The organism is Candidatus Methylobacter favarea, assembly GCF_902806695.1.
In the GTDB taxonomy this organism is placed as follows: domain Bacteria; phylum Pseudomonadota; class Gammaproteobacteria; order Methylococcales; family Methylomonadaceae; genus Methylobacter_B; species Methylobacter_B favarea.
This window is the reverse complement of sequence record NZ_CADCXN010000041.1, coordinates 18,204-35,642: the sequence shown is the minus strand read 5'-3', so window position 1 is coordinate 35,642 and position 17,439 is coordinate 18,204. Positions and strand designations below refer to the sequence as shown.

The following is a 17,439-nucleotide window of genomic DNA, read 5'->3' as shown; positions in this document are numbered from 1 at the left end:
CTAAGATATGCACAATAAAACAATTGCGGATTTAGCTAAGGGTCTGCGTTCAGGTGAATTTTCCAGCCTGGAATTGACCTTGGCGTTTATAAATAGAATCAAACAGTATTCCCAGCTAAATTGCTATATCACGGTAACCGAAGAACTGGCCGTTCAGGCAGCGAGGGCCGCCGATGACAGGCTCGCTGCAGGCAATGCGAATCTGTTAACCGGCATACCGATTGCCCAGAAAGACATTTTTTGCACAGAAGGCGTTAAAACCTCGTGCGGTTCCAGAATACTGGATAATTTTATTGCCCCTTACAGCGCCACGACCGTAGAAAAATTCACCAAGTCCGGCGCCGTAATGCTGGGCAAGCTCAACATGGACGAATTTGCCATGGGTTCATCGAATGAAACCAGTTATTACGGAGCGGTCAAAAACCCCTGGGATATGACGGCTGTTCCCGGCGGTTCGTCGGGCGGTTCGGCTGCCGCCGTGGCAGCCCGCCTTACGGCCGGCGCGACCGGCACCGACACCGGCGGCTCCATACGCCAGCCTGCCGCGCTGTGCGGCGTAACCGGCTTAAAGCCCACCTACGGACGGGTATCCCGTTACGGCATGATCGCTTACGCATCCAGCCTGGATCAGGGCGGCCCTATGGCGCGTAGTGCTGAAGACGCCGCCATCATGCTGCAAACGATGGCCGGATTTGATGAGAAAGATTCCACCAGCGTCGATTTGCCTGTGCCTGATTACAAGCAAGGGCTTGACAACCGTATTGAAGGTCTGAAAATCGGCCTGCCCAAAGAATTTTTTAGCGAAGGATTGAACAGCGCAGTTGCTTCAACTATTGAAACTGCTGTCGATGAATATCGAAAATTAGGCGCTCAGATTACAGAAATTTCCATGCCTAATCTCAAGCTTGCCATCCCCGCTTATTATGTCATTGCTCCGGCTGAATGTTCTGCAAACCTGTCCCGTTTTGACGGCGTTCGGTACGGCTACCGTTGCCAGAATCCGGCAGATTTAACGGACTTATATACCCGTTCCCGCGGCGAAGCTTTTGGCAGGGAAGTGAAACGCCGCATTTTAATCGGAACGTACGCCTTATCAGCAGGTTATTATGATGCTTATTATATTAAAGCCCAAAAAGTCCGCCGTTTAATCAGTGAGGACTTTAAAAACGCTCTAACCAAGGTAGATGTCATTATGGGACCGGTAACGCCGACCACGGCATTCGGCATAGGCGAAAAAATCGGCAATCCCATTGAAATGTATTTGTCTGATTTTTATACCATTGCCATTAATCTTGCCGGCGTGCCCGCGATGTCGATCCCGGCGGGATTTGTTAATGGCAAGCCGGTAGGCTTGCAGATTATCGGTAATTATTTCGCTGAAGACAGATTGCTGAATATTGCTCATCAATATCAGCAAGTAACGGATTGGCATTTACAAATACCCAAAGGCTTTGAGTAAGGAGCAGACACATGAATGAGCAATGGGAAACCGTAATCGGCCTGGAAATTCATACCCAGCTTGCGACAAAATCGAAGATATTTTCGGGCGCGGCCACAGCCTATGGCGCCGCTCCCAATACCCAGGCCTGTGCGGTTGATCTTGGCCTGCCCGGCGTTCTGCCGGTGTTGAATAAAGAAGCCGTGCGCATGGCGGTAAAGTTCGGCATGGCCATAGAGGCGGAAATAGCCCCTTATTCGGTATTCGCCAGAAAAAATTATTTTTACCCGGACTTGCCAAAAGGCTATCAAATCAGCCAATTTGAACTGCCGATTGTCGGCGCGGGGCATCTTGATATTGAGATTGACGGGACAAGCAAGCGCATTGGCATCACACGAGCGCATCTGGAAGAGGATGCCGGCAAATCGCTGCATGAAAATTTTCATGGTTTAACCGGCATTGATTTAAACCGCGCCGGCACACCCTTGCTGGAAATTGTTTCCGAGCCGGATATGCGCTCTGCGAAAGAAGCCGTCGCCTATATGAAAAAGCTGCATGAACTGGTGCGCTATCTGGGTATTTCGGACGGCAACATGCAGGAAGGCTCATTCCGCTGCGACGCCAACGTATCGGTGCGGCCCAAAGGCCAAAAGCAATTCGGCACGCGGGCGGAAATTAAAAACATCAACTCGTTTAAATTTGTCGAAAAAGCCATTAACTATGAAATTGACCGCCAGATTGAGCTGATAGAAAGCGGCGGCAAGATGATTCAGGAAACCCGCCTGTATGATTCGGTAAAAGATGAAACCCGCTCGATGCGCAGCAAGGAAGAGGCCAATGACTACCGGTATTTCCCGGATCCTGATTTACTGCCCGTCGTCGTCAATGAAGAATTTAAAGCCCAGGTGAAATCAACATTGCCTGAATTGCCTCATGCCCGGAAACAACGTTTTAAACAGCAGTACCTTCTGGATGAAGAGAGCGCTGCCTTGCTGACTTCTTCCCGGCAGCTGGCTGACTATTTCGAAGCGGTTATTAAAGAGTCAGGCTGCGAGGCAAGGCTATGCGCAAACTGGGTGACCGGTGATCTGTCGGCCGCTCTTAACAAAGCCGGGCTTGATATTATTGACACACCCGTCAGTCATGAACGTCTAGCCGGATTATTAGTCCGGATCGCTGATAATTCAATTTCCGGTAAAATTGCCAAACAGGTGTTTGAGGAAATGTGGAAAAATGCCGCTACCGCTGATGAAATAATCGCCGCAAAAGGCTTAAGACAAATCTCCGATACCGGAGCGATAGAAACCATCATTGATAAAATCATCGCTGAAAATCCGGATCAGGTCGAGCAGTACCGCAGCGGCAAGGATAAGGTATTCGGTTTTTTTGTCGGCCAGGTTATGAAGGAAATGCACGGCAAAGCCAATCCCGGCGAAGTCAATAAAATGCTTAAAGCCAAACTGGCAGATAGTCATTTAAAAACAAAAGGATAAAGAGCGTTTTTAAACCATTAGGTCAAACCCGTCAATTGGCGTTTTACCAGCATGAGGCTGAATGTCAGCTCGCCCAGTTTTATCCCCGCGTTTCAACCTGGCTGACTACCGGATCGTATGCCGCTTGATTACAAAACCGATTACCCATAACCGGGGGGGCAGGGGATATCGCCATAAAGACCAATACCGGCTCTACTTTAATTCACTCCGTTAAATGCAGCAAGCACTTCAAATGCCTTGGCTATTTCCTCACGAGTATTATAAAAATGAGGAGAAAAGCGGATGCCTCCGCCACGCACTGCGCAAATCACTCCGTTTTTCTGTAGATGTTTAAATAACGCGTCACTGGAAATAAGGCGGTGTTTAAATACCACGATACCGGATTTAAGCCGGTCTTGCCGTCCTGATAATAAAATTAGCTGCTCATTTTTATCAATTTCATCCCTCAAGTAGCTTGAGTTTTCAACCACCAAAGACTCGACGACGTCCATTCCCGTTTCCAGCAATAAGGACAGGCTTGCGGAAAAAGCATGAATTCCCAGCGTATTGGGACTGCCGCATTCAAAACGGCGGGCCGCAGGATGAACTTCCCAGGGCTTATTTTCATAATTATGGATATCCTTCATCATATGCCAGCCGTACTGCGTCAGCTTCAGTTTTTCCCTCGCAGCCGGCGTCGCGTAAAAAACCCCCAATCCTTCCGGGCCAAACATCCACTTGTGTCCATCGGCCATGACGAAATCCGCTTGATAAGCCTGTACGTCAAACTGAACAGCGCCAAGGCTTTGAATGGCGTCAATACAAAATAATATATCGTGCTGCTTGCAGAATGAGCCTATTTTTTCCAGGTCCATGCGCAGGCCCGAAGCAAACTGTATAGAGCTTATCGTCAACAAGCGCGTACGGCGGTCAACCAAGGCAAACAACGCATCTTCAGGAGAATCGGAACTATTCAGATCGGCTTGACGAAATTCCACGCCTCGCGTTGCCAAGGATTCCCAGGGCAGCCGGTTGGAAGGAAATTCCTCATTGCTGGAAACAATATTATCTCCGGCTTGCCAATCCAGGCCATAGGCGACAAACGATAAGGCTTCCGAGGTATTTTTAACCAACGCAATATCATCAGCGGACGGCGCATTTAATAAAGCCTGCAGTTGTGTGTGTAACTCAGCTTCCTTGTTCAGCCAATCCAGATAAAAGCGCGAGCCATAATGCATATTCTGCTCGGCAAATTCAATCACAGCCAAGCCGGTTCTTTTTGGCCAGGGAGCTACAGCAGCATGATTAAGATAAATTAAATCGTCAGCTAAGGGAAATTCAGGATGTTTCATAGGCTACGTTTCATATTATTAAGACTTCGCATAATGTATATTATGTTAAATTGGCGATATTGTTTAGCATTACTTTTACTTCAAAAAACTCGTACACAGCAGTAAAGAGAATTTTAAAAAGTAAACTCATGCGTTATATTGGTATGACTAACAAGATGCAACTAAAATATAAAATAATCTTTATCACTTACCCGTTTAAAATTGATAATGGGATTTATCCGTTAAGCTGATTAAATCATGACCAGGAACTCTGTAGTAAAAAAACTCGCCGGCTTTGTCGTTCTTATTTTAACTGGAATTTCTTATGCAGAAGCCCAAAATTTATTGGAAACTTATGAACTTGCCTTGCAAAATGATCCGGTATTAAAGCAAGCCCAGGCCAACCAGTCTGCAATTGGGGAAACAAAAGATCAAAGTATCGCACGGTTCCTGCCAAATATTTCAGCTACAGGCGCCAGCAGCAGAGTGGTTCAAACTAATAGTAAAAAATTTGGGCTTGTTGCTAATGTATTTCCGTCCAGACAGGAATATTGGAATAATACTATCAGTGTTAATCTAACCCAGCCAGTTTTTCATTGGGATTACTGGGTGCAGTTAAGTCAGTCCGACAATCAAACCGCCCAGGCTGAAGCTGCTTATCAGGCGGAATTGCAGAATCTGATGGTTAAAACGACCCAGGCCTATTTTAATGTCTTATCTGCCCAGGATAACCTCGAATTTACTGTCGCAGAAAAACAGGCTATCTCGAGGCAGCTTGAACAGGCCAAGCAGCGGTTTGAGGTCGGCGTTATAGCCATAACCGATGTCAATGAAGCGCAGGCAGGCTTCGATCAGGCTCTGGCCAATGAAATAGAGGCGGCTAATAATCTTGATAATCAAAAAGAGGCATTACGGGAAATCATCGGCGAAAACGATGCCTTGCTAAGTGTTTTAGGTAGGGATCTGCCTTTATCCAGACCTGATCCGGATGACATTAAGGTATGGAGCAATGCTGCTGAAGCTACTAACTTCAGTATAATTTCCGCTTTTAATCAGGCGGAGGTTTCGCGCAAATCTATAGCTTTACAGCGCAGCGGACATCTGCCCAGACTGGATCTGGTTGCTTCTTATGGGCAAACTGATAATACCAGCATCTTCGGACTTCGAGGCGATGCAAAAAGTGTGGGGGTTCAGTTTAATATGCCCTTATTTGAAGGCGGCGCAGTAAACTCGCGAACACGTCAGGCAAGTTATGAGTACGAAGCCGCTAAAGAAAAATTAAATGAAACCAAGCGCTCGGTAAAGCGTCAGGTAAAAGATGCTTATCGCGGCGTGGTTTCCACTATTAGCCGCGTAGAAGCTCTCAGCGCCGCTGTAACCTCTGCAGAAAGCGCACTGGAAGCCACGGAAGCAGGTTTTGAAGTAGGCACCCGGACAATGGTGGATGTATTGAATGAACAACGCAACCTGTTTCGGGCAAAACGGGATTTCTCTCGTACCCGCTACGATTATCTGATCAACAGCATCAAGTTAAAACAAGCCTCAAGCAACCTTACTTTAGATGATCTTGAGCAAATCAATCGTTTATTGACAGTCAAGCAAGAGCAATAAATTCCCGGTTAATCCTGCGGCTTCACATTCCAGTATTTGCTTTCGGTCTTGCGCATTAATTGCACGGTAAATGCCTTGTTTCTAAAATTAATCTGAATGGCTCCGCTGTCGGCTACATTTAGCGATGTTGCTTTTATGTTCCGGTAACGCAGCAGGACCTCCTTATGAGGATGCCCGAATTGATTGCGGTAACCGGCTGGAATCAATACGTAGTCAGGCTGGATTGCTTGCAAAAACGTTGTCGTTGAAGAAGTCTTGCTGCCATGATGCGGGGCGATTAAGACATCGGCTTTCAGATTCTTTCCATAACTTTTAACCAGCCAGGATTCTGCGTCGGCTTCTATGTCGCCTGTCAGCAAGACCGTCCCCTGTTCCGATTGAATTTTCAATACGCAGGAATTATCGTTTTCTGAAACAAACTCCTGCGCTTTGGGTGACAATATAGTGAATTTCACCTGATCCCATACCCATGATTGCCCGGCTAGACAGCTAATCGGCGCATAATCGCTGAGCTTTTGCGGAACGCTGGTCAGCACTTCGCCGGTAGCAATGCCGCGCATCAGCGATTGGGCGCCGCCGATATGATCATTATCGCCATGACTGATGATTAGCCGGTCAATTTTACTGATCCCCTGCCCCCGCAAAAAAGGCAGAATTACGCCCTGCCCTATATCATACTCGGAAGAAAATTTAGCTCCGGTGTCGTAGACAAGCAGGTGAGTTGCAGTCTGTACGACCACCGACAGCCCTTGCCCGACATCCAGCAAAGTCATTCGGATGCCGCTGGCTTCAGGTTTTTGTGTATTCGTAAAAACCAACGGTAAAAACATTGCCAGGCCCAGCCACCGGCTTGGCGTTCCCCTTGGCGCAAGCAGTATCAAAATACCCGGCACTGCGAAAAATAATGCCCAATAGGAGGGTTGCGCATGGATTATCGTCGACTGCGGAATATCCGCCAATTGCACTAATAGCCACCATAGCCACTGCAAAATCTGATCAACCAGAAATAATAGCTTGGCTGCCAGTATCGGCGAAATAAACATAATCATGACTGACATTAGCGACAACGGCACCACCAGAAGACTGATGACAGGCACGGCGCATAAGTTGGCGATTGGCGCAATGACCGAGATCTGTTGAAAAAACAATAGCAGCAACGGCGACAAACCGATCGAAGTAACCCAGTTTATTTTTATCGCTCCCCAAAAATATCCAGGCTTGCCTAACCGCCCTGCAATTGTATATACAATCAGGCTGACTGCCAGAAACGAAAGCCAAAAGCCTGCGGCTAAAACCGCTGACGGATCAAATAATAAAACGGCCAGCATCGCTACGGCCAGGATATTAAAAGGACGCGTATTACGCTGCCGGATAATGGCGGTCATAACAATGGCCAGCATGATCACAGAGCGTTGAGTGGGCACGGAAAAACCGGCCAGCGCCGAATAAAAGATTCCAATAGCCAAGGCTGAAAATGCCGCCACTTTTTGTGGAGGCCAGGCTAACAGTCCCGTCCAGGCCCATAGCTTGAGCACCAAAAAATATACCAGCCCGGCCACGAGGCCAATATGAGAACCGGAAATTACTACCAAGTGGGTAGTGCCGGTTTTACGAAACACATCCCATTGATTTTGAGTTATGCCATTACTATCGCCAATAGTGAGGGCTTTTATCAAGGCAATACTTTTACTGTCGACCGAGGCGGCGGATAATCGGTCGGTGATGTTCTGCCTCAATACAGAAATATTGGCCAAGGCCGGATCCTGACCCAGTAACACAGGTTTCTGAAGGGGGCGGACATAGCCGGTAGCGCCAATACCTTCAGTAAATAACCATCGCTCATAATCGAATCCGCCGGGATTCAAACTGCCATGCACTTGCTTCAACTTTACTGTAAACAGCCAATGCTGGCCGGCTTTGACTTCCTGATCGGGATAATACCAGCTTAATCTTAATTTAGATGGCAAGTCCTGTTCGCTTGCCTTGACTATAAAATCAAAACGAACATGCCTGTCATCCCGTTCAGGCAAATCGGCTATTATTCCTTCGATGCGAATATCTAAGGCTTCCAGTTGCTTGGGAAGCCGGTCAGACAGCCGTTCCATTGCAAATAAAACCGTCCACAGAACGCCGGCAATAAAAAACAGACTTCGCCAAAAGCGCAGCCTTGCCGTAATGCCAGCCGCAATAACACAGACTATTAACCAGCCAATAGCCGGCAAGGCATGAAACTGCTGAACCAGCAACACGCCGCCAAGAAATGCCAGGGAAGAAATAAGCATTGAACTTGCCGGCGTTTTCAGGGGGGCCAAAAGTCTGATAAACTAGGCCGCAAATAACCTGTATGTAATAATAATGGCCAAAAAATTTATCCAAAAACTCATACAAAAGTTCATACCTGATCCTGAATTTTTCAAACAACACAAAAACCTTCAATTTCTCGGCGATAAACTCCATGAGCCTAACCTCTGGCATTTAAATCGACGCTCTGTTTCTATGGCTTTTGCAGTAGGATTATTTGCAGCCTGGATTCCAAGCCCAGGGCAAATGGCTATTGCCGCTGCCGCCGCCGTTTATTACCGGGCAAATTTACCTATTTCTGTCGCCCTGGTCTGGATCACCAACCCCGTGACTATGCCGGCGCTATTTTATTTTGCCTATCGGGTTGGGCTTTGGTTTATGAATCTTCCCCCTTCTGCAGAACAGTTTGATTTTTCAGTCAGCGGTGTATTATCCGGCCTGGGCGATGTGTGGGAACCCTTTTTAACGGGTTGTTTTATTATGGGTATTATTTCATCGGCTACAGGTTATTTTGGCATCCAGTATTTATGGCAATCCCAGATAAGCCAAAAATGGCAGGCAAGAAAGCAAAGATCACTCAAATAGCCTGCTGCAGATTTAACTGAACAATTCAATTTTCCTGACTTCATCATTGATTAATTGAGAAATCAAGCCATCTTCCATATGCAAAACCTTACCCATTTTTGCTGCCAGCTCATGATCGTGAGTGACTACCAGAAAGCTGACATTGAGCTCCTGATTTAATTCCAGCATTAACTGATAGACCTGGTCAGCCGTTTTGCTATCCAGGTTTCCCGTCGGTTCATCAGCCAACACAACTCCCGGCTTGTTTATTAATGCTCTGGCCACTGCCGCACGCTGTCTTTCCCCGCCGGATAATTCGCCCGGCTTATGTTCAATGCGATGCCCCAGCCCTACCCTCTGCAATAATTCTATGGCGCGAATACGCGCTTCCTTTACCGGAAGATCGGCTATCAGCAGAGGCATTGCCACATTCTCCAATACAGTAAACTCTCCCAGAAGATGATGGGACTGATAGATAAACCCGAGGGACCTGTTCCTTAATCCGGCCAGTTTTACAGCGCTGACTTTATTGAGATTAACGCCGTTCAGAATCACTTCGCCGCCGCTGGGTTTTTCCAGACCGCCAAGCAGATGCAGCAAGGTGCTTTTGCCCGAGCCTGATGCGCCCATAATGGCCACCCGCTCCCCTGCCCCCATTGTTAAATTAACCCCTTTCAATACTTCAACATCCAGCTTGCCCTGTGTATAACGCTTGGTCAACCGCCGACATTGCAAAATGCTGGTCTTATTCATATCTGAGGACTTCCGCCGGATTTATCTTCGAAGCCTGCCAGGCCGGATAAAGCGTTGCGCATAGCGACAGCAAAAAGGCCATGCCGGCAATAGCATAGACATCCGGCCAGGCCAGTTTGGAAGGCAATTGACTAATGTAATACACATCTGCGGCCATAAACTGAACCTGGAACAGTTTTTCAATCGCCGGGACAATGGTTTCAACATTTAAAGCCAGCAATACCCCTCCGACCGTGCCTAAAGCGGTGCCGACAACGCCGATCACCGTGCCTAATACGATGAATATCCCCATAACTGAACGAGAGGTCAGACCCTGGGTCTTGAGAATCGCTATGTCACCGCGTTTGTCGGTAACTACCATGACCAGCGTGGAAACTATATTGAAAGCCGCCACCGCTACGATTAACAGCAGAATAATAAACATCACCCGTTTTTCGGTTTGAATAGCCCGGAAAAAATTATTATGGGCCAGCGTCCAGTCGCTTACCTGATAATCATTTTCAAAAAAAGTGGCCAGGGATCGGGTTATTTTCGGGGCATTAAAGAGGTCATCCAGCTTGATCCGCAAACCTGAAACGGCGCTGCCCATGCGAAATAATCTAGCGGCATCTTCAATATGAATCATCGCCATATTGCGATCGTATTCATACATGCCTACCTGAAAAATGCCCACTACCGTAAAACGCCTCATTCTGGGCACAATACCGGCCGGTGTGGAATTGATTTGCGGACTGATAACAGTAATTTTATCGCCCGTCATGACGCCCAGATAATTGGCCAGCTCAGCGCCCAAGATAATGCCGTATTCACCGGCGATCAGGTCAGACAGTTTGCCTGCTTTCATGTTACTGACCACTTCCGAAACTTTCGATTCATAGTCCGGCCTGATTCCATTCAGCATGGTGCCGCTTACGCGCCGGCCCGCATTAATCATGACCTGCCCGCTAATAAAAGGGGCCGAACCTTGCACATGCGGATAATCCTTTAATTTCTGATCCAGCTCCTGCCAATTATCCAATTGGCCATAGTTTCCGGTTATGGTGGCATGGGAAGTCATGCCCAGGATACGCTGGCGCAGTTCGGCTTCAAAGCCATTCATTACCGACAGGACGGTAATCAGCGCCGTGACGCCCAAGGCGATTCCGAGAACGGAGGTTAAGGTAATGAAGGAAATGAACTGGGTACGGCGCTTGGCCCGCGTATAGCGCAAGCCGATATAAAAAATGAGAGGTTTGAACATGAAGTTGACAGGTTAGAGAAAATTCAGGATTTTCTGCATTGGGGACAAAAACCGTATAAATACAGGCCATGGTCGGTTAATTCATAGCCCAATCTGGCGGCTATTTCTTTTTGCCTGGCTTCGATAAATTCATCGGTAAATTCATCAACTTTACCGCACTTCATACACAGAATATGATCATGATGATCACCTGAACTCAGTTCAAAGACAGAGTTTCCGCCTTCAAAATGATGTCGGGTCACGAGACCGGCTGCCTCAAACTGGGTCAAAACGCGATAAACCGTGGCTAATCCGATTTCTTCGTCTTCGCTCAGCAGTATTTTATAAACCTTTTCCGCAGTTAAATGATGCTCGTTAGCCTGATTTTCTAAAATCTGCAGAATCTTGACCCGAGGCAAAGTCACCTTCAGGCCTGCATTCCTTAAATCATGAGTTTCCAACAGTATTCTCCGGTTGAATCGCCTGCAAAGCGATTTTATACATGGCGTTGCACATTGTAGCCTTTTTTAAGCATGAAAGGCATGACAGTTTTATAGGAGAATTGTTTGCCATCGTGTATGATTTTATTTTTCAATTATTTTGCAGCCTCCCATGATAAAGCCGCTTTTTTTTTCAAGTTTATTGGCAAGCCTGGCTATTGCTTCCTGCTCCACGATTTTGAACAATTTACCCGGTGTTTATACCCTTGACATTCAACAAGGCAACATAATTGATCAGTCCATGGTTGACCAGCTTCGGCCCAATATGAATAAACGCCAGGTACTGTATATAATGGGATCGCCTATGCTGGTCGATGTTTTCCACCCGGAGCGCTGGGATTACCTTTATTCCTTGCAGCCCGGCGGTGAACCAAGGCTGCAAAAAAGAGTGTCATTATTTTTTAATGAGGATAGCATCATCGCCGTCCAGGGCGACTTCAAACCCAGCACTGTGCCTATTATTAAGGCATCGGAAGAAAAAACGGTTGATGTTCCCAAGCGCAATATTGACAAAACCCTATGGGAAACCATTACCGGTCTGCTCGGCCTGGATAATGTCGACAACGCTTCTGAAACAGACCGGACAGAGAAAAAACCTTCTGCAAATGAACCGCAGTTTTAGCAGCCACGGCAAAAAAACAGGCTGCGGATGTTCTTATAACTTTGCCGCTCGCTGCCGCCTTGCCTGTTTGGGATCATTTACCAAAGGCCGGTAAATTTCTATTCTATCGGCCGGACTTACAGGCTGATCAAGCTTGCAAACCCTGCCGAAAATACCTACTTTAGTCTCGGATAAATCAATTTCCTGAAAAAGGCTTAACAGACCTGAAGCTCTTATCGCTGTTTCAATAGTAGAGCCTTGCGGCACTTTAAGCGCAATAATGACCTGTTCCTCCGGTGTTGCGCAGACCACTTCTACCACTATTGACGGCTCGTTATCCATACAGTTCCTTAGCTCGAGTGATAAAAGAACTTACCATGGTATTGCATATCTGATTGAAAACGGCTCCGAATGCCAAACTCGCAAGTTTCCCTGACATTTCGAATTCCAGATCCAGGGAAATCTTGCTGGCATCATCTGCCAGCGGCATAAAATCCCATTTTCCCTCCAGATAGGAAAATGGGCCATTTAATAAGGAGACTGTTATTCTGCCGCCGCAATCAATCGTATTGCGCGTAGAAAACGATTTTTTGAAACCGCCCTTGGCAATCAGTAATTCTGCTTCAATAATATCGTCTTCACACTTGATAATCCGGCTGCCGCTGCACCACGGTAAAAACTTCGGATAGGCTTCAATGTCATTAACCAGATTAAACATTTGCCGTGCGGAAAATCTGACCAATGCGCTTTTATGAACGACCGTCATGCTTATAAAACTCCAACGACATGTAGAAAAACCAGGAAAACAGCGCCGGGAGCTACATAGCAAACGAGAAATATCCATATTGAATAGCTTTGCTTAACGGCCAAATTAAGCTCTTGTTCGCTATGCTGACGCTTCATGACCCAACCGGCAAATACTGCAATGAAAAAACCGCCGACAGGCAGCATTAAATTTGCTGTCAAATAATCCAGCAAATGAAAAATTGTTCTATCAAATATTTTGAGCTCTGACCAGACATTAAATGAAAAAATGCTTGCAAATCCCAATAGCCATGCTGCCAGGCCAGCCCATATACAGGCGCTTTCCCTGCTGATCCGCCGGTTTTCAACCAGCCAGGCAACCGCAGGCTCTATCAGTGAAATCGATGACGATAAAGCCGCAAATACCAGCATCACAAAAAATAAAACGCCGAATAACCAGCCGCCAGACATCGCGCCAAAGGCGATCGGCAGAGTCTGAAAGATAAGACTCGGACCGCTGGCGGGTTCCAGGCCGTTGGCAAAAACAATCGGAAAAATAGCAACGCCTGCCAGTAGAGCTACCACCGTATCGGCACCGGCAATTAAAAATGCAGTTTTGGCAATCGATACCTCACTCGGCAAATAAGAGCCATATACCATAATGGCTCCCATACCCAGGCTGAGAGTAAAAAAAGCCTGGCCCATGGCGGTCAGTATGGAATTGCCGGTAAGCTTGCTGAAATCGGGAGTAAATAAAAAGGCTATGCCTTGCTCATAGCTGGCCGTGGTCATCGCATAAGCCACTAATAAAATCAAAATAATGAACAAGCCCGGCATCAGAAAACGTAACGCTTTTTCCATCCCTTCATTAATGCCCCGCGCGACAATCAGCATGGTGGCCAGCATGAACAGCGTATGCCAAAAAATCAGCTGGACAGGGCTGGCGATAAAATTATCAAAAAGTTCTTTTATCTCTACTGAGCCTGCGCCGGAAAAACTGCCGATAAAGGCTTTTACCGCATAAGCCGAGGCCCAGCCTGCAATAACGCTGTAATAGGAAAGGATTAAAAACCCTGCCACAACCCCCGTCCAGCCTAGATAATGCCAGCTTTTATCTGCTCCAGCTTCACCGGCCAATGCCTTCAGGGCATCAACAGGATTTTGCTTGCCGCGGCGGCCCATCATAATTTCCGCCATCATTATAGGAATGCCAATCAGTCCTACACAAAGCAGATACACAATAACAAACGCCCCGCCGCCATTTTCTCCTGCGATATAAGGAAATTTCCAGATATTACCCAAACCAACCGCTGAACCGGTTGCCGCCATAATAAATGCGAAAGATGAGGACCATTGACCGTGTTGTAATTTTTTTGAATCCATCATGTGAAGGCCATACTCTATTAAAAACCCACTCGTACAAACATATCGAGTAAAATAACAAAATTATACCCTCACGTCAGTTTAAATCTCTACCCGTACTATGGCCGATAAAAAGTCCCGTAAAAATAAAAATCAACCAAACAATACCATTGCGGTAAATCGTCAGGCCACGCATGAATATTTTATTGAGGAACGGTTTGAGGCAGGCCTTGTTTTGCAAGGCTGGGAAGTTAAAAGCCTGCGGGACGGCCGGGTTCAACTCAAGGAAAGTTATGTGCTGTTAAAACGCGGCGAAGCCTGGCTGTCCGGCGCTCATATTTCGGCCTTGCTGTCGGCTTCAACGCATATAAAGCCGGAAGCCGTCCGTTCCAAAAAACTGCTGCTGCACCGCCATGAACTAGGCAAACTGATCGGCTCGGTAGAACGGAAAGGCTATACCTTGATTCCATTGTCCATGTACTGGAAAAACGGCCGCGCCAAGCTGGAAATCGGTTTGGCAAAAGGCAAGCAGCTGCATGACAAACGCGCCACTTCCAAAGAGCGGGACTGGCAACGTGAAAAAGCGCGCATTATGAAGCATGCATAAACGGCTTTATTGTAAAAGAGCACACGCCCTACCCTCATGTCGGCCGAAACCAGCCTCGGGGTTGTCGTTGATTGAACTTGCATTGAAACTCAGCCATGTCACTCCCCTCATTCCTTGAAAAAGTAAAAAACAATGAAGCCGTCAGTTTTAGTGAAACCATAGCTGTCATTGCGGAAAACTATCACTACCGGCCTACGGAATTCCATACCGGCCGCTATGAACATATACTCGTCAATCAGGCCGGAACTAACGAAGGTTCCTGCAAAATTTTCGCCTTTGCTCAACTAAACCGGCTTGACCGGCAGCAGACCTTAAACCTGTTCGGAGATTATTACCGGCTGGATGTGTTAAATGACCCGCACGGCTCGGGCCATCAAAACATCAGGAATTTCATGCGCTACGGCTGGGAAGGCGTGCATTTTAAAGGCGAGCCGCTGATTGCTAAATAGCCCTCAAGCAAGCGTCTTCCTTGACTTTTTTATCCTGAAGATGCCTACAATTAGGGAATATCTGCTCAATCCTTCGACAAGCTCAGGACGAACGGTCTGTGTTGGCTCCGTTCGTGGTGATCCTTCGTCTATGCTCTAGTGAGCCTTGTTGACGCCGTTCGTGGTGAGCCCTTCGACTAAGCTCAGGAGAGCCTTGTCGAACGCTGAGCGGAGTCAATTTGTTCAAAGATTCCTTAAGTGCTAAATTCCTTCAGTCATATAAATTCCAATGTTGTTTGCGTATCAGCTCCAGACAAAGCCGCAGTTCTTTTTCCAATGCCCGGTCAGTAGTCAGCAACGGACTGTGCTCGCGCAGTTGATTAAACGTACTTTTTAACGCCGGGCTTAAAGCATCAACATTGCCGCGCAGCTCCACGCCCTGTACAACCGCCAGCAATGCGGCCGCCGCAACCTGTTCGGTTAACTCCAGAATGCGAATGCAATCCCGGGCGGCGATAGTGCCCATGCTCACTTTGTCCTGATTGTGGCACTCGGTCGAGCGGGAAAAAACGCTGGCGGGCATGGTTAATTTAAGCGCTTCGGCCGTCCAGGCCGACACCGCTATTTGTACGGCTTTAAAACCGTGATTCAGCATGGCTTGCCCGGCCTCGGCGCCGGAAAGATTGGCTGGAAGACCCTGATTGAACTTGGTATCCATTAATTGCGCCATTTGTCTGTCCAGTAAATCGGCCAGATTAGCAACGGCCGTTTTCATGCAATCCATCGCAAATGCGATGTGACCGCCATAAAAATGGCCGCCATGTAAGACATGTTCACCTTCGGCATCAATAATGGGGTTGTCATTGGCGCTGTTTAATTCATTTTCAATAAACTGGCGCAGCCAGGGCAAGGAATCTTCCAGCACGCCAATCACATGCGGCGCGCAGCGCAGGGAATAGCGATCCTGCAAGCGAATATCATGCCGTGGTGCGCCTTCTGTTAGCTGCAAGTCTGAGCGAAGACGCTCAGCCACGCGGTTTTGTCCCGGATGCGGTTTAACCGAAAACAGTTTTTCATCAAAATGATAGGCATTCCCCCTTAAGGCAATGGATGCAAGGCTGGTAATGCGCGTGGTCAAGCGGCCCAGATACTCGGCTCGTTGCCAGGCAAGACAGGCAATGCCCGTCATTACCGCCGTGCCGTTCATAATAGCCAGGCCTTCTTTGGGCTTTAAGATAAGCGCTTCGATAGCCAAACGGTTAAAAACGTCCTGAGTCACCTGGCGCTTATCCTGATAAACAACCTCTCTTTCTCCAGACAGAACGGCGGCCACATAAGATAAAGGGGTTAAATCGCCGCTGGCGCCTACCGAGCCCTCCTGCGGAATCAGCGGCAGAATATCCTGTCTTAATAGTTCTGCCAATTGCTCCAGTAACTTATAACGAACCCCGGAAAAACCGCGCGCCAGACTCGTTAGTCTTGCTGCCAGAATCGCCCGCGTCTGCGGTGCGTCAAAATGACTGCCGAGACCGCAGCCGTGATAGGTATACAAATGTTTGGGCAGTTCTTCCACCAGATGAAGCGGAATGGATACTGTGCAGGAATCGCCGTAACCGGTCGTAACGCCATAAACAAAACCCTGTTTTTTTAATAAGTCATCGATAAACGCCGCGCCTTTATCAATGCGTTTAATAAATGCAGTTTGCCGGCTTAATTCACAGCTTGCCTGTTTATTGGCCAGCAGACAAATATCTTCAATAGTCAACGGTTGACCATCGAATACAACGCTAGCTTTTATATTCTTCATTACAGATTAAATCCGCCAAAATCGAAAAAATTAACCTATTGTAGATCGATGCGGTTTTATAGGTTCTGAAAACTAATAGCGATGTTCCTTATAATCGGCAACAGGATGCGTTAACCCGGCCCAATGCCATATATTGTGACGACGACTGACGATGGAGCAGCTAAAAAATAGGGGGCGATGCTGCCTTGCAGCACCGTCGAGAAACAGCCACATCAGGATTTTCCGATGGATGAACCGGCTCGCGGCCAGCACGGCTTCCGAGTCTGCCCTGACGTCATCGCCCTTCCCCGCCCCAGCTTGCAAACCGCTCATACGGCCGGCTTGCCTGCGACAGATTTGATTTGCCTATGCCAGCGCCAAATCACATAAATCGCCGGGATGACCAGCAGCGTCAATAACATGGCCGAACCGATCCCGCCGATCATGGGGACGGCCATAGGCTTCATCACATCGGCGCCGGTACCAGTGGCGAGCATGAGACCGGAAACAATCTGAAAATATTGGCAAGGTCCGTCATTCTGAAAATATTGGCAAGGTCCGTCATTATAACCAGACGGATGCGCTCCATGGCGCCGGTTTGCACAGCCTCAAGCAAATCAGCCAGCGAATGCAATTGCCCGGCTTCTGGGTCACAACAGACCAATCCATAAAAACGCCGACAGAGTGCAGATCCTCTGCGGGTACTTCAGGGAACATCTCCC

At 47.7% G+C, this 17,439-nt stretch carries 18 protein-coding genes; 7 read left to right on the top strand and 11 right to left on the bottom strand.

Going from position 1 to position 17,439, the window contains the following annotated elements; all coding sequences use genetic code 11:
- Positions 1-7: 7 nt before the first annotated feature.
- Both gatA and gatB read left to right on the top strand, forming a co-directional pair.
- Complete coding sequence (gatA, locus tag HUX64_RS03345) at positions 8-1,459, top strand: Asp-tRNA(Asn)/Glu-tRNA(Gln) amidotransferase subunit GatA (RefSeq protein ID WP_174624825.1); 1,452 nt, start codon at positions 8-10, stop codon at positions 1,457-1,459.
- Positions 1,460-1,470: 11 nt separating this feature from the next.
- Positions 1,471-2,931, top strand: coding sequence for an Asp-tRNA(Asn)/Glu-tRNA(Gln) amidotransferase subunit GatB (gene gatB / locus HUX64_RS03340; RefSeq protein WP_174624824.1), 1,461 nt, complete (start codon positions 1,471-1,473; stop codon positions 2,929-2,931).
- A gap of 197 nt (positions 2,932-3,128) precedes the next feature.
- On the opposite strand, the gene HUX64_RS03335 is transcribed toward gatB, so the two are convergent.
- Positions 3,129-4,262 carry an aminotransferase class V-fold PLP-dependent enzyme gene (locus HUX64_RS03335; RefSeq protein WP_174624823.1) on the bottom strand — a complete coding sequence of 378 codons (1,134 nt, stop codon included), beginning with the start codon at positions 4,260-4,262 and terminating at the stop codon, positions 3,129-3,131.
- 237 nt (positions 4,263-4,499) lie between these two features.
- Here HUX64_RS03335 and HUX64_RS03330 point away from each other — a divergent pair, with 237 nt between their 5' ends.
- Positions 4,500-5,852, top strand: a complete 1,353-nt coding sequence (locus HUX64_RS03330; RefSeq protein WP_174624822.1) for a TolC family outer membrane protein — start codon at positions 4,500-4,502, stop codon at positions 5,850-5,852.
- An 8-nt stretch (positions 5,853-5,860) separates the two neighbouring features.
- Here the strand turns inward: HUX64_RS03330 and HUX64_RS03325 are convergent, their stop codons facing one another.
- Positions 5,861-8,134 (bottom strand): DNA internalization-related competence protein ComEC/Rec2, encoded by a 2,274-nt coding sequence (locus HUX64_RS03325; protein WP_174624821.1) that lies wholly within the window; start codon positions 8,132-8,134, stop codon positions 5,861-5,863.
- Between the two features lie 73 nt (positions 8,135-8,207).
- Between HUX64_RS03325 and HUX64_RS03320 the strand changes: the two genes are divergently transcribed.
- Positions 8,208-8,738 (top strand): DUF2062 domain-containing protein, encoded by a 531-nt coding sequence (locus HUX64_RS03320; RefSeq protein WP_174624820.1) that lies wholly within the window; start codon positions 8,208-8,210, stop codon positions 8,736-8,738.
- Between the two features lie 12 nt (positions 8,739-8,750).
- Here HUX64_RS03320 and lolD read toward each other — a convergent pair whose 3' ends face one another.
- From lolD to fur, 3 genes are read right to left on the bottom strand one after another with little or no spacing between them, the layout of a single operon-like run.
- On the bottom strand, positions 8,751-9,470 hold the full coding sequence (lolD, locus tag HUX64_RS03315; protein WP_174624819.1) for a lipoprotein-releasing ABC transporter ATP-binding protein LolD: 720 nt from the start codon (positions 9,468-9,470) through the stop codon (positions 8,751-8,753).
- On the bottom strand, positions 9,463-10,710 hold the full coding sequence (locus tag HUX64_RS03310) for a lipoprotein-releasing ABC transporter permease subunit (protein ID WP_174624818.1): 1,248 nt from the start codon (positions 10,708-10,710) through the stop codon (positions 9,463-9,465). Before HUX64_RS03310 ends, lolD begins: the two co-directional genes overlap by 8 nt.
- A gap of 23 nt (positions 10,711-10,733) precedes the next feature.
- The gene (gene fur, locus HUX64_RS03305; RefSeq protein WP_174624817.1) at positions 10,734-11,150 is read right to left on the bottom strand and encodes a ferric iron uptake transcriptional regulator; all 417 of its coding nucleotides are present in this window, start codon (positions 11,148-11,150) and stop codon (positions 10,734-10,736) included.
- Between the two features lie 151 nt (positions 11,151-11,301).
- Here fur and HUX64_RS03300 point away from each other — a divergent pair, with 151 nt between their 5' ends.
- Positions 11,302-11,811, top strand: a complete 510-nt coding sequence (locus tag HUX64_RS03300; RefSeq protein ID WP_174624816.1) for an outer membrane protein assembly factor BamE — start codon at positions 11,302-11,304, stop codon at positions 11,809-11,811.
- A 33-nt stretch (positions 11,812-11,844) separates the two neighbouring features.
- Here HUX64_RS03300 and HUX64_RS03295 read toward each other — a convergent pair whose 3' ends face one another.
- From HUX64_RS03295 to HUX64_RS03285, 3 genes are read right to left on the bottom strand one after another with little or no spacing between them, the layout of a single operon-like run.
- Positions 11,845-12,132, bottom strand: coding sequence for an RnfH family protein (locus HUX64_RS03295; protein ID WP_174624815.1), 288 nt, complete (start codon positions 12,130-12,132; stop codon positions 11,845-11,847).
- Complete coding sequence (locus HUX64_RS03290) at positions 12,125-12,556, bottom strand: type II toxin-antitoxin system RatA family toxin (RefSeq protein WP_174624814.1); 432 nt, start codon at positions 12,554-12,556, stop codon at positions 12,125-12,127. The genes HUX64_RS03295 and HUX64_RS03290 overlap by 8 nt, the downstream gene beginning before the upstream one ends.
- Before the next feature lie 2 nt (positions 12,557-12,558).
- Entirely contained in the window at positions 12,559-13,920 is a 1,362-nt protein-coding gene (locus tag HUX64_RS03285; RefSeq protein ID WP_174624813.1) for a sodium-dependent transporter, read from the bottom strand.
- 97 nt (positions 13,921-14,017) lie between these two features.
- Between HUX64_RS03285 and smpB the strand changes: the two genes are divergently transcribed.
- On the top strand, positions 14,018-14,503 hold the full coding sequence (smpB, locus tag HUX64_RS03280) for an SsrA-binding protein SmpB (protein WP_174624812.1): 486 nt from the start codon (positions 14,018-14,020) through the stop codon (positions 14,501-14,503).
- Between the two features lie 95 nt (positions 14,504-14,598).
- A complete protein-coding gene (locus HUX64_RS03275) occupies positions 14,599-14,952 on the top strand; it encodes a HopJ type III effector protein (RefSeq protein ID WP_174624811.1) in 354 nt (117 codons plus the stop codon).
- A gap of 250 nt (positions 14,953-15,202) precedes the next feature.
- Here the strand turns inward: HUX64_RS03275 and HUX64_RS03270 are convergent, their stop codons facing one another.
- The 3 genes from HUX64_RS03270 to HUX64_RS19130 form a co-directional block, all read right to left on the bottom strand.
- Positions 15,203-16,738: an HAL/PAL/TAL family ammonia-lyase gene (locus tag HUX64_RS03270; protein ID WP_174624810.1), complete on the bottom strand. Its 1,536-nt coding sequence runs from the start codon at positions 16,736-16,738 to the stop codon at positions 15,203-15,205.
- Positions 16,739-16,810: 72 nt separating this feature from the next.
- On the bottom strand, positions 16,811-17,050 hold the full coding sequence (locus tag HUX64_RS03265; RefSeq protein WP_174624809.1) for a hypothetical protein: 240 nt from the start codon (positions 17,048-17,050) through the stop codon (positions 16,811-16,813).
- A complete protein-coding gene (locus HUX64_RS19130; protein WP_217426420.1) occupies positions 17,047-17,214 on the bottom strand; it encodes an efflux RND transporter permease subunit in 168 nt (55 codons plus the stop codon). The genes HUX64_RS03265 and HUX64_RS19130 overlap by 4 nt, the downstream gene beginning before the upstream one ends.
- Positions 17,215-17,439 lie beyond the last annotated feature (225 nt).